The sequence below is a fragment of the Leclercia tamurae genome, assembly GCF_025566055.1.
GTDB lineage: Bacteria > Pseudomonadota > Gammaproteobacteria > Enterobacterales > Enterobacteriaceae > Enterobacter > Enterobacter tamurae.
This window is the reverse complement of sequence record NZ_JAMHKS010000073.1, coordinates 283,561-295,895: the sequence shown is the minus strand read 5'-3', so window position 1 is coordinate 295,895 and position 12,335 is coordinate 283,561. Positions and strand designations below refer to the sequence as shown.

The following is a 12,335-nucleotide window of genomic DNA, read 5'->3' as shown; positions in this document are numbered from 1 at the left end:
GTATATAAGGTACTGGAACCACAAGCGTATCAAACTGAGTCTGGGAGGACTCAGCCCGGTGGCGTTCCGGGCTGAGTATCTGAAGACCGGTTAATACAAGCCGTCCAGGTTTTGGGGCGCAGTTCACAGCCGCCACCCGGCTTTTTTACGCACTATTCGCCCTGCGTCGCGCTCTCAATCGTTAAGCGCACGTCAGAGGTAATCAGGTCCGCCAGCATCTGGTACACCTTCATCGTCTCTGCCGGCTCGGCATCACCGCTGTCGCTGATATAGCCCTCGTCGCGCAGCGTCAACACCAGCGAACTGAACACCGCTTTATCGAAGAACTCCGGCGCGTTGATGCCGTGCAGCATCGACAGACGCTGTGCCAGGGTGCGGCTCTCTTTCTCCAGCGTCCCGCGGTTGATCGACGGGTTGGCGCTCAGCAGCCAGAAGGTAATGGCGTAGCGCTGCACGGTTTCGCGTGCTCCCGCCGCCAGCAGCTGCAGCGTGCGTGCCCGGGACGGATTGATCAGCAGAATGTCATCTCTCTGCGAGATCAGCTCCTGGCGGGTCAGCTCTTCAATCTGCTTATCCAGCACCTCTGCCAGCTCGTCGTTGTTCCAGCGCAGGAACAGCTCGGCTTTCAGCATCGGGTAGAGAGCAGTCACATGCTCCAGCAGCGCCTGACGGGTGATCTGGCGATGTTGGGTGATGATGGCCGCCATCAGTGAAGGCAGCATCAGCATATGCGCAATGTTGTTGCGGTAGTAGGTCATCAGTACCGCCTGCTCGCGCGGCAGAATGATGATATCGCCGATGGTGTCCTTCTCGACCTCGAACTTGTTCATCTGCAGCGCGTGCTCGAGCAGTTCGCTGGCGCTGGCGGTCGGCACCGTGGCATCTTCCGCGTACGGCACGTTGCGCAACAGGTTCAGGTAGCAGTCGAGCTGCTCGAGCAGCTGTTCGCGGGTGAGCGAGCGCTGACGAGAGCCCAGCAGGGCGGTAGAACACAGGTTCATGGCGTTAGCCGCCCCGGCGTTGTTAATACGCACCATCAGATCGGCGGCAATGGCGTTCACCGTTGGCGTCAGCCAGGCCGGACGTACCGCTTCGATCGGATCGATAGACTCGCGCCACTCCGGTACCCGGTTGTTCAGGTAGGTCATCAGCGGCATCGGTTCACCGAAGTTAACATACCCCTGACCGAGGTTACGCAGCTTGCTCAGACCACGCAGCATCTGCAGCAGGCTCTCTTTCTCTTTGGTGGCGCCGCGGAGCTCTTTGGCGTAGGTACCCACTTCCATCACGTGCTCGTAACCAATATAAATCGGCACCAGAGTGATCGGACGCGTACCGCCACGCAGCATCGCCTGGATGGTCATCGACAGGGTTCCTGTCTTCGGATCGAGCAGACGCCCGGTACGGGAACGGCCGCCCTCCACGAAATATTCCACCGAGTAGCCACGACTGAACAGCTCGCCCAGATATTCACGGAATACCGTTGAGTAGAGCTTATTGCCTTTAAAGGTACGGCGAATAAAGAACGCACCCAGACGGCGGAAGATCGGGCCTGCCGGCCAGAAGTTGAGGTTGATCCCCGCAGCAATGTGCGGCGGCACCAGCCCCTGGTGATAGAGCACGTACGAGAGCAGCAGGTAGTCCATGTGGCTGCGGTGGCAGGGCACATAGACGATCTCATGGCCGTCGTGAGCAAGCTGGCGCACGCGCTCGGCGTTGTGCACGTTAATCCCCTGATAGAGCCGGTTCCAGGTAAAGCTCAGGATACGGTCGCTAAGGCGGATCATCTCGTAGGAGAAGTTAGCTGCAATCTCTTCCATCAGGGCGATGGCGTTTTGCTGCGCCTTCTCATGGGAGATTTTTTTGCTACGCGCTTCGTCTTCAACGGCGCGGGCAATGGCTTTTGAGGCCAGCAGCTTATTAAACAGATCCTGACGAGCGGGCAGGCGCGGGCCTACCGCGGCCAGACGCTGACGGGCAAAGTGCATGCGCGCCACGCGGGCCAGCTTCTGGGCGATAGTCTTATCCGTGCCGTGCTCATCGGCCATGCGGCGCAGTGAGACTGACGGCGAAAAACGGACAAAGCTGTCGCGGCCCAGCCAGTTGACGGCGAAAAATTTCTGCACCCCGTTGAGCATGCGCAACGGCGGATTCTCTTCGCCCTTATCGCGCCCCGGACGACGGCCAAACATCACCGACACGGGCACCATCTGCACGTCCAGCAGCGGGTTGCTGCGGTGCAGATCGAGGTAGTCATGGAACAGCTTGATCGACTCTTCTTTCGGCGTGTACCAGGTGAACACACGAGGGCCACCGTGGATAAAGATGTAGCGCGGCAGCAGGGTGCCGTCGATCTCCAGCGGCTCCAGCGGATCGGGAAGATCGTGCGCCAGGCATTGGGCGCGCAGCGTCAGCAAGTCGGCCTTCGAGTTATAAGGCAACACATACATAATAGGACGCGAGGTATCGAGTCCTAATTCCAGCGTGGGAACCGCCGGGATAGACTTGCTTTTTACCAGGACGCTTAATGGTAAATTAAGTAATTTGTAGTAAATTCGTGGCCAGCCAGACATAAACGATGTAAAGCCTCTGGTTAAAAATGCAATTGCGGCGCAAGGATAACAGAAAGCGCGCAAGATTTCTGTTGTTACCCGTCATACTTCCGGGGGCGGCGCGTAGCGCTTAAGCCACCGTTTCTGACGCTATTTTCGAAGAAAGGTTTCTTTTAATGGCCAATAATACCACTGGGTTAACCCGAATCATTAAAGCTGCCGGCTATTCATGGAAAGGCATCCGTGCTGCCTGGATCAATGAAGCCGCATTTCGCCAGGAGGGGGTTGCGGTCGCCGTGGCGATTATTATTGCCTGCTGGCTGGATGTTGATCCCATCACCCGCGTATTGCTGATTGGCTCGGTGATGTTGGTGATGATAGTCGAAATTCTGAACAGTGCGATCGAGGCGGTAGTCGACCGCATTGGCACTGACTTTCACGAGCTTTCGGGCCGGGCGAAAGATATGGGCTCCGCCGCAGTGCTGATGGCGATTATCGTTGCGTTATTTACCTGGGTCACGCTGCTTTGGGGACATTTACGATAAGCCTTCAGAAACCGAACAAGTCTCTGGTTTTTTATGCGGTTTGTGGTTCCAAAATCACCTTTAGCTGTATATACTCACAGCATAACTGTATATACACCCAGGGGGCGGAATGAAAGCGTTAACGACCAGGCAGCAAGAGGTGTTTGATCTCATTCGGGATCATATCAGCCAGACGGGTATGCCGCCGACGCGTGCAGAAATCGCGCAGCGTCTGGGCTTCCGTTCTCCAAACGCCGCTGAAGAGCACCTTAAGGCCCTGGCGCGCAAGGGTGTGCTTGAGATTGTCTCCGGCGCGTCTCGCGGTATTCGTCTGCTGATTGAAGCCGAAGAGGGCCTTCCGCTCGTCGGTCGCGTCGCCGCCGGTGAACCGCTGCTGGCGCAACAGCACATCGAAGGGCACTATCAGGTCGATCCTGGCATGTTTAAACCGAGCGCAGATTTTCTGCTGCGTGTAAGCGGCATGTCGATGAAAGATATCGGTATTCTCGACGGCGATCTGCTGGCGGTGCATAAAACCCAGGATGTGCGTAACGGCCAGGTGGTTGTGGCGCGTATCGACGACGAAGTGACCGTTAAGCGCCTGAAAAAGCAGGGCAACACCGTACAACTACTGCCGGAAAACAGCGAGTTTTCCCCAATCGTTGTCGACCTGCGTGAAAATAACTTCTCCATCGAAGGTCTGGCGGTTGGCGTCATCCGCAACGGTGAGTGGTTATAACGTTTTTCTGACAGACTGCGACCCTGTTGCAGTCTGCTTCTTCTGCCTCCGGCGAACTTTCCCATGTCTCTCCTGACTGCTTCCGACAAGGCGTTGTGGCGTCTTGCACTTCCCATGATCGTCTCCAATATCAGCGTCCCTCTGCTTGGGCTGGTGGATACGGCTGTAATTGGTCATCTCGATTCGCCCGTCTATCTGGGCGGTGTCGCCATCGGCGCGACGGCAACCAGCTTCCTGTTTATGCTGCTGCTCTTCTTGCGCATGAGCACCACCGGGCTTACTGCCCAGGCCTATGGTGCGAAAGATCCGCTGCGTCTGGCCCGGGCGCTGGTACAGCCGCTGATCCTGGCCCTGGGTGCCGGATTATTGATTGTGCTGTTGCGCACCCCGCTTATCGATCTGGCCCTGCATATCGTCGGTGGCAGCGACGCTGTTCTCTATCAGGCGCGACGCTTCCTTGAGATCCGCTGGCTCAGCGCCCCGGCATCGCTGGCTAACCTGGTCCTGCTGGGCTGGCTGTTGGGCGTCCAGTATGCCCGGGCGCCGGTGATCCTGCTGGTGGTGGGGAACCTGCTCAATATCGTGCTGGATCTCTGGCTGGTGATGGGCCTGCAGATGAACGTGCAGGGCGCTGCCCTGGCGACCGCTATCGCAGAATACGCCACCCTGGCGATCGGCCTGTGGATGGTCTGGCGAGTGCTGGCCCTGCGCGGTATTTCGCTGGCGCTGCTGAAGGCAAGCTGGCGGGGCAACATCCGCAAGCTGCTGGCCCTCAATCGCGACATCATGTTGCGCTCGCTACTGCTGCAACTCTGTTTCGGGGCGCTGACGGTAATGGGTGCGCGGTTGGGGCCGGAGATTATCGCCGTCAACGCCGTGCTGATGACCCTGCTGACCTTTACCGCCTACGCCCTGGATGGCTTCGCCTATGCGGTCGAAGCGCACTCCGGGCAGGCCTATGGTGCCCGGGAAAGCGGCCAGCTGCGGGAAGTGTGGCGGGCTGCCTGCCGTCAGTCCGGCCTGGTAGCGCTGGCCTTTGCGCTCATCTATGCCCTGGCAGGCGACAACATCATTGCCCTGCTGACCTCGCTGCCCGAGCTGCGCGCGCTGGCGAGCCACTATCTTATCTGGCAGGTGGTGTTACCGGTAGTTGGCGTCTGGTGCTATTTGCTGGATGGCATGTTTATCGGCGCAACCCGCGGAGCAGAGATGCGCAACAGCATGGCCGTGGCGGCCGCCGGGTTTGGCCTGACGCTGTTCACCCTGCCGTGGCTGGGTAATCACGGTCTGTGGCTGGCCCTGAGCGTGTTCCTGGCCCTGCGGGGACTGTCTCTGGCGTGGATTTGGCACCGGCACTGGCGCAACGGAACCTGGTTTCTGTAGCGGCTTCGCCTGACCAAATGGTAAAAGATTCCGAATAACAAACCTAACGCCGCAGGGTTATCTATAATGATTATCACGTCCAGCACGAAACGCATTTCAGGACGAACTTAACCTTAACGACCGAACGAAGAGGAATCGATGATGAATAAAGACCAAGTCGGCGGTAACTGGAAGCAATTTAAAGGTAAAGTAAAAGAACAGTGGGGCGATCTGACTGATGACGATATGACCGTCATTGAAGGTAAACGTGACCAGCTGGTGGGTAAAATCCAGGAACGCTATGGTTATGAGAAAGACCAGGCGGAGAAAGAAGTTGGTGACTGGGAAACCCGTAACAACTATCGCTGGTAATTAACCTATACCCGCAGGTACACGGATGTACGCCCAGGGCGACCTTTCAGGTCGCCCGTTTTTTTTGCCCTCAGCGCGGCTTTTTCTTCAGCTGGATAGAGTGATCGTGCTGACAATCTTCCTGATGGCGACAGGCTTCCACTTCCACGCAGTTGCGGCACAGGCCGTGTGCTTCAATGACGTTGTGACGCAGGGCAAAGCCCATCTTCGCCGCCAGGGTATGCATAATATCTTCCACCCCTTCCGCGCCTTCTTCCTTCACGCTGCCACAGCGATCGCAGATAAACATCGCTGAGGTGTGGGTCGGCTGATCGAACAGATGGCACAGCACATAGCTGTTAGTCGATTCCACCTTATGTACAAAACCCTGCTCGAGTAAAAAATCGAGCGCCCGATAGACGGTAGGCGGTTTAGCCTGCGGCTCGCTTTCGCGCAGCAGGTCGAGCAGGTCGTAGGCGCTGATGGCCCCGTTTTGCAGGCTTAGCAGACGCAACACTTCAAGGCGCTGCGGAGTCAGGCGCACATTGCGTTGCGCGCACAGCTTTTCGGCTTGCGCTAACAGTGCCTGCATTGTGGTCGTTTCCATTTTGCACCTCGAATAACGTGGAATAACAAACCGCCAGTTTACCATGTTCTGGTCTAAACGCCGAGATCCCCCGGGTGTGCTACCCTGACGAAAAACTACAGGGGACGAAAAGATGAAAAGACCGGACTGCATTCGACACTGGCGCGAAGTAGAAGGCGCTGACAACTCGACCTATCCTGACAGCGCAGAGCGTTTCTCCATTGGAGCACCGCTGGCCCGAGCACTGGGGCTGGGCCGCCTCGGTATTCATCATGAGCGCCTCCCGCCAGGGCGCCGTACTTCGTACCCGCATGCCGAAAGCGACGAAGAAGAATTCATCTTTGTGCTCGAAGGTTATCCCGAAGCCTGGATCAACGGTTATTTATGGAAACTGGAGCCGGGGGACAGCGTCGGTTTTCCTGCCGGGACAGGGGTCTGCCACACCTTTATTAATAACACCAGTGAAGAGGTACGGTTATTAGTAGTGGGAGAAGCGAATAAAAAATATAACCGTATTTATTATCCGCTGAATGCGGTATATGCCGCCACGCGTGAAGATCGCTGGATAGATCATCCGCCGCAATTTTTTGGTCCTCATGATGGAAAACCAGGGCAAAAGTAATTTCTTGTTCTATACATATTAAAGAAATAAGGAAATCAATAACTTAATCTAATACTAAAGTTTAGATAAATTCGGCTCCTCATACTTTTTTCACAAAGGACGTATGCCCCTGCGCGGTATTTAGCCGCCGGGGTTTATTCACCCACAATAAGTCAGGTGTCCTGTGAAAATTAAATTCAAACTTTCTGTGGCGGGAATTGCCACCGCTTTTCTTTTGCCTAATCACGCTGGAGCAGCAAATACCTGGACGGAAGCACGCGGCGATGCCATGGGTGGGACGGGCGTTGCGGCGGCGCATTATAGCAGCGGGGTGCTGATCAACCCGGCCCTGTTGGCAAAATCGCAAGCAGAGGATGATGTCGCCATAATATTTCCCTCGGTAGGGGCGCAAATTAGTGATAAAGACAATCTGCAGGACAAGATCGATGAAATCAGCGATGAGATCCGCGCCGATCGGGAGATGATCGACGATCTCACCGTGGCGCAGATCCTGGCCGATCCGCAGGGGACCCTCAGCGATCTTCAGGGCGCAGCAGGCAGTCTGGCGGATCAGCTGGCGTTCCTCGAGGGCAAAACCGCCCACGGCAACGCCGGGGCAGGAATAGCCGTCAGTATTCCGGGCTCGGGACTGTCGCTGGCGTTTGTCGCTAAGGCTAATGCCCATGCGCGCGTCAGCTCGGAGATCGATCCGCAGGATATTGCGTTCCTGCGCAGGTTGCAGGGTAACGCAGGGATGACCAACCAGATGGCGCTGGGGGCGGCGCGAAACGGCAGCGATGTGATTACCCGCAACCTTAACTCTGTCGCCCTGGGCAGGGCGGCGATCGTCTCTGACTACGGCGTGGCGGTGGCCCGCCAGTTTGAGTTCAACGGCCTGCCTGTTTCGGTCGGCGTGACGCCAAAACTACAGCAAACCTGGCTCTACAACTACACCACCTCCATCTATACCTACGACAGCAGCGACTTTAACAGCAGCCGCTACCGGAATGACGACACCAGTTTTAACGTTGATGTCGGCGTGGCGGTCGACTTTGGTGAAAACTGGACGGTCGGCCTCAGCGGGCAGAACCTTTTCTCACGTGACATTGATACCAACGATATCCGCATTCTCAACGGGCGCACCGGGGAAGAGGTGAGTTATCAGGACACGTACCAAATCCGGCCCCTTGTCACGGCAGGCGTAGCCTGGCATACCGGTCTTTTCACCCTCAGCGCCGATGGCGATCTGACTGAAACCCGGGGCTTCAGGAGTGAAGAAGACTCGCAGTATATTGGGGTGGGGGCAGAGGTGTCCCTGCTCGGCTGGCTGGCGGTGCGCGGCGGCTTTCGTGGGGACGTGAAGGGCAACGACAGCAACGTCTTTACCGGCGGTTTCGGTTTCGCCCCGTTTAACACCGTGCATTTCGATCTTACCGGCATTGTCGGGGAAGATGAAACCTGGGGTGCCGGGGCGCAATTCAGCGTGCGGTTCTGACCGGATCCGGAGGCGATCTGCCTCCGGCGAATATGTGCTATAGTAGCGCCCCATTTTCAGCAGATGCTTAAAACTTCGCCATGTTGTCAGAAAACTCGTCCCTCTATCCTGCTCACCGTTTCTCCATCGCGCCGATGCTCGACTGGACAGACAGACACTGCCGCTACTTCCTGCGCCTGCTGTCGCGCCATACCCTGCTCTATACCGAGATGGTGACTACCGGGGCGATTATTCATGGTAAGGGCGACTACCTCGCCTTCAGCGAAGAGGAGCATCCGGTAGCGTTGCAGCTCGGCGGCAGCGATCCGGCCGCGCTGGCGCACTGCGCGAAGCTGGCAGAGGCGCGCGGCTACGACGAGATCAACCTTAACGTCGGCTGCCCCTCCGATCGCGTGCAGAACGGTATGTTCGGTGCCTGCCTGATGGGTAATGCGCAACTGGTGGCCGACTGCGTGAAAGCGATGCGCGATGTGGTCTCCATTCCGGTGACGGTCAAAACTCGTATCGGCATCGACGATCAGGACAGCTACGAATTTCTCTGCGACTTCATCGGCACGGTGGCCGGCAAGGGCGAGTGCGAGATGTTTATCATCCACGCCCGTAAAGCCTGGCTCTCTGGCCTGAGCCCGAAAGAGAACCGGGAGATCCCGCCTCTGGATTACCCCCGCGTTTATCAGCTGAAGCGTGATTTCCCGCAGCTGACGATGTCGATCAACGGCGGTATCAAGACCCTTGACGAGGCCAAAGCGCATTTACAGCATATGGATGGCGTGATGGTGGGCCGTGAGGCGTACCAGAACCCGGGCGTGCTGGCGGCGGTGGATCGGGAGATCTTTGGTGTGGACAGCGTCGATCGCGATCCGGTGGCAGTGGTGCGGGCGATGTATCCCTACATTGAACGCGAGCTGAGCAACGGTACCTATCTGGGCCACGTGACCCGCCACATGCTGGGTCTGTTCCAGGGGATCCCGGGCGCGCGCCAGTGGCGCCGTTACCTGAGTGAAAATGCTCATAAAGCGGGTGCCGATATTGAAGTGCTGGAGCAGGCGCTGCGTCTGGTGGCAGACAAGCGATAATTTTCACTAAAACTTCGTCAAATTCACCACGCCCGGCGCAATATCGCCGGGCGTTTTGCTTTTAAATCAATGATTTATATTTTGGCACGGATCTTGTAATGCTATTACTCAGCGTATCGTTGTGATGCATTTCGGGAGAGAGCCATGCTGGAACTACTTTTTGTGATTGGATTTTTTGTCATGTTGATGGCAACCGGCGTCTCGCTGCTGGGGATCATTGCCGCGCTGGTGGTCGCCACCGTGGTGATGTTTATCGGTGGTCTGTTTGCCCTGATGCTGAAACTGCTGCCGTGGTTGCTGTTGGCCGTGGCGGTGGTGTGGGCGATACGGGCGATCAAATCGCCAAAAATCCCACGCTATCAGCGCAATAACCGCTTTCGTTACTAAGGTATTGAGTGGTTCGTCACATCCTTGCAACTTTTACGGCAGCATTGCTTAGAACGGAATAGGATTTACTTATCGAATCTGTCACTATTGCCGCCGTTAAAGAATTCATCGCGCTGTACCCTACATACAGCCGAACTAAAAAAAGAAAAGAAAAGGGCTTCCTTCGGGAAGCCCAATTTCTTTTTAGGGGATCAGTAAACTCGAACCCTGCGTCGCCCGGCTCTCCAGCACCTCATGCGCGCGTTGCGCGTCACTCAGCGGATACCTCTGCGCCTCAGCCACATCCACCTTAATCACCCCGCTGGCAATCAACGAGAACAGCTCATTGCTGGCCTCAACCAGTTCGTCATGATTAGTGATGTAACCCTGCAGCGAAGGGCGGGTGGCAAACAGCGAACCTTTCTGGTTAAGAATGCCCAGATTGACGCCGGTCACCGGGCCGGAGGCGTTGCCGAAGCTGACCATCAGGCCACGGCGCTGCAGACAGTCCAGCGAGGCTTCCCAGGTATCTTTGCCCACCGAGTCATACACCACGCGCACCTTTTTACCGCCGGTGATCTCTTTCACCCGCTCAACGATGCTCTCTTCGCGGTAGTTAATTACCTGCCAGGCACCCGCCTGCAGCGCGCGCTGCGCCTTTTGCGCATTGCCAACGGTGCCGATCAGCTTGGCCCCCAGCGCTTTTGCCCACTGGCAGGCAATCAGCCCGACGCCGCCTGCGGCCGCGTGGAACAGGAACTGTTCGTCAGGTTTGATCTCATAGGTTTTGCGCAACAGATAAAAGACCGTCAGCCCTTTCAGGAAGGAGGCGGCGGCCTGCTCGAAGGAGATGGCGGCGGGCAGAATGGCGGCTTTATCCGCCGGGACGTTGTGGACCGAGCTGTAGGCACCGAGGGCGGATTGCGCATACACCACGCGGTCGCCCTCCTTTATATGCTTAACGGCGCTGCCCACTTTCACCACTACACCGGCCGCCTCGGTACCCAGCCCGCTTGGCAGGGCCGGAGGCGGATAGAGGCCACCGCGGATATAGGTGTCAATGTAGTTAATGCCAATGGCTTTGTTTTCGACCTGGATTTCCTGCTCGCCTGGCGCGGCGGGCGTAAACTCTACTGCCCGTAAAACCTCCGGGCCGCCGTGCTTATGAAATTCAATACGCGTTGCCATGCTCCCTCCATTAGAATTAGAAAATATGGTAATCTTTCGACCCACTCTCTATCTCGGTAACTCCATTCACTATGGCAGGAAACAAACCCTTCAACAAACAGACTGAACCCCGTGAACGCGATCCGCAGTTAGCCGGGTTAAAAGTCCCGCCGCACTCGATTGAAGCGGAACAGTCGGTGTTGGGCGGTTTAATGCTGGATAACGAGCGCTGGGACGACGTTGCCGAGCGCGTCGTCACTGACGACTTCTATACCCGCCCGCACCGCCATATCTTTACTGAGATGGCGCGTCTGCAGGAGTCGGGCAGCCCCATCGATCTGATCACCCTCGCGGAATCGCTGGAGCGTCAGGGGCAACTGGAGACCGTTGGCGGCTTCGCCTATCTGGCCGAATTATCGAAAAACACGCCAAGTGCGGCGAACATCAGCGCCTACGCTGATATCGTACGCGAACGTGCGGTGGTGCGTGACATGATCTCCGTCGCCAACGAGATCGCCGAAGCTGGTTTTGATCCGCAGGGGCGTAACAGCGACGAACTGCTCGACCTCGCCGAGTCCCGGGTCTTTAAAATCGCCGAAAGCCGCGCCAATAAAGACGAAGGGCCGAAGAACATTGCCGACGTTCTTGATTCTACTATTGCGCGTATCGAACAGCTGTTCCAGCAGCCGCACGACGGGGTCACCGGGGTCAACACCGGCTATGACGATCTGAATAAAAAGACCGCCGGTCTTCAGCCGTCGGATCTGATCATCGTCGCCGCACGTCCGTCGATGGGTAAAACCACCTTTGCGATGAACCTCGTCGAAAACGCGGCGATGTTGCAGGATAAACCGGTATTAATCTTCAGTCTGGAGATGCCATCAGACCAGATCATGATGCGTTCTCTGGCTTCGCTGTCCCGCGTGGACCAGACCCGCATTCGTACCGGGCAGCTGGACGACGAGGACTGGGCGCGGATCTCCGGCACCATGGGCATTCTGCTGGAAAAACGGAACATCTATATCGATGACTCCTCCGGCCTGACGCCGACGGAAGTGCGCTCCCGCGCGCGCCGAATCGCCCGCGAGCATGGCGGCATTGGCCTGATCATGATCGACTACCTCCAGCTGATGCGCGTTCCATCGCTGTCGGACAACCGTACGCTGGAAATTGCCGAAATCTCCCGCTCGCTGAAAGCGCTGGCGAAAGAGCTGCAGGTGCCGGTGGTGGCGCTGTCGCAGCTTAACCGCTCCCTGGAGCAGCGTGCCGACAAGCGTCCGGTCAACTCCGATCTGCGTGAATCGGGCTCCATTGAGCAGGATGCCGACTTAATCATGTTTATCTACCGTGATGAGGTCTATCACGAGAACAGCGACCTGAAAGGCATCGCAGAAATTATTATTGGTAAGCAGCGTAACGGCCCAATCGGTACGGTGCGTCTGACCTTTAACGGACAGTGGTCGCGTTTCGACAACTACGCAGGCCCGCAATACGACGACGAATAATTCTCCGACAT

Annotated in this window: 13 protein-coding genes; 10 read left to right on the top strand and 3 right to left on the bottom strand. The window is 57.0% G+C overall.

Annotated elements, in window-relative coordinates; genetic code table 11:
- The coding region (locus tag M8318_RS13050) for an IS3 family transposase (protein ID WP_262660599.1) at positions 1 to 94 on the top strand (94 nt) is incomplete at its 5' end.
- Positions 95 to 152: 58 nt separating this feature from the next.
- On the opposite strand, the gene plsB is transcribed toward M8318_RS13050, so the two are convergent.
- A complete protein-coding gene (gene plsB, locus M8318_RS13045; RefSeq protein WP_262663060.1) occupies positions 153 to 2,573 on the bottom strand; it encodes a glycerol-3-phosphate 1-O-acyltransferase PlsB in 2,421 nt (806 codons plus the stop codon).
- Positions 2,574 to 2,728: 155 nt separating this feature from the next.
- Between plsB and M8318_RS13040 the strand changes: the two genes are divergently transcribed.
- The 4 genes from M8318_RS13040 (at position 2,729) to M8318_RS13025 (ending at position 5,549) form a co-directional block, all read left to right on the top strand.
- The gene (locus tag M8318_RS13040; RefSeq protein ID WP_106993926.1) at positions 2,729 to 3,097 is read left to right on the top strand and encodes a diacylglycerol kinase; all 369 of its coding nucleotides are present in this window, start codon (positions 2,729 to 2,731) and stop codon (positions 3,095 to 3,097) included.
- Between the two features lie 109 nt (positions 3,098 to 3,206).
- Entirely contained in the window at positions 3,207 to 3,815 is a 609-nt protein-coding gene (lexA, locus tag M8318_RS13035) for a transcriptional repressor LexA (RefSeq protein ID WP_106993927.1), read from the top strand.
- A 63-nt stretch (positions 3,816 to 3,878) separates the two neighbouring features.
- Positions 3,879 to 5,198, top strand: coding sequence for an MATE family efflux transporter DinF (gene dinF / locus M8318_RS13030; RefSeq protein WP_262663058.1), 1,320 nt, complete (start codon positions 3,879 to 3,881; stop codon positions 5,196 to 5,198).
- 141 nt (positions 5,199 to 5,339) lie between these two features.
- The gene (locus M8318_RS13025) at positions 5,340 to 5,549 is read left to right on the top strand and encodes a CsbD family protein (RefSeq protein ID WP_032615972.1); all 210 of its coding nucleotides are present in this window, start codon (positions 5,340 to 5,342) and stop codon (positions 5,547 to 5,549) included.
- Between the two features lie 70 nt (positions 5,550 to 5,619).
- Here M8318_RS13025 and zur read toward each other — a convergent pair whose 3' ends face one another.
- Positions 5,620 to 6,135 (bottom strand): zinc uptake transcriptional repressor Zur, encoded by a 516-nt coding sequence (gene zur, locus M8318_RS13020; RefSeq protein ID WP_032615974.1) that lies wholly within the window; start codon positions 6,133 to 6,135, stop codon positions 5,620 to 5,622.
- Positions 6,136 to 6,247: 112 nt separating this feature from the next.
- Here zur and M8318_RS13015 point away from each other — a divergent pair, with 112 nt between their 5' ends.
- The 4 genes from M8318_RS13015 (at position 6,248) to pspG (ending at position 9,673) form a co-directional block, all read left to right on the top strand.
- The gene (locus M8318_RS13015) at positions 6,248 to 6,736 is read left to right on the top strand and encodes a cupin domain-containing protein (RefSeq protein ID WP_262663057.1); all 489 of its coding nucleotides are present in this window, start codon (positions 6,248 to 6,250) and stop codon (positions 6,734 to 6,736) included.
- A gap of 163 nt (positions 6,737 to 6,899) precedes the next feature.
- On the top strand, positions 6,900 to 8,210 hold the full coding sequence (locus M8318_RS13010; RefSeq protein WP_262663056.1) for a conjugal transfer protein TraF: 1,311 nt from the start codon (positions 6,900 to 6,902) through the stop codon (positions 8,208 to 8,210).
- 80 nt (positions 8,211 to 8,290) lie between these two features.
- A complete protein-coding gene (gene dusA / locus M8318_RS13005; protein WP_262663055.1) occupies positions 8,291 to 9,286 on the top strand; it encodes a tRNA dihydrouridine(20/20a) synthase DusA in 996 nt (331 codons plus the stop codon).
- 144 nt (positions 9,287 to 9,430) lie between these two features.
- Positions 9,431 to 9,673 (top strand): envelope stress response protein PspG, encoded by a 243-nt coding sequence (gene pspG / locus M8318_RS13000; protein ID WP_106993932.1) that lies wholly within the window; start codon positions 9,431 to 9,433, stop codon positions 9,671 to 9,673.
- Positions 9,674 to 9,856: 183 nt separating this feature from the next.
- On the opposite strand, the gene M8318_RS12995 is transcribed toward pspG, so the two are convergent.
- Complete coding sequence (locus M8318_RS12995) at positions 9,857 to 10,840, bottom strand: quinone oxidoreductase (RefSeq protein WP_262663053.1); 984 nt, start codon at positions 10,838 to 10,840, stop codon at positions 9,857 to 9,859.
- A 71-nt stretch (positions 10,841 to 10,911) separates the two neighbouring features.
- Here M8318_RS12995 and dnaB point away from each other — a divergent pair, with 71 nt between their 5' ends.
- Positions 10,912 to 12,324: a replicative DNA helicase gene (gene dnaB, locus M8318_RS12990; RefSeq protein WP_106993934.1), complete on the top strand. Its 1,413-nt coding sequence runs from the start codon at positions 10,912 to 10,914 to the stop codon at positions 12,322 to 12,324.
- The last annotated feature ends 11 nt before the right edge of the window (positions 12,325 to 12,335 follow it).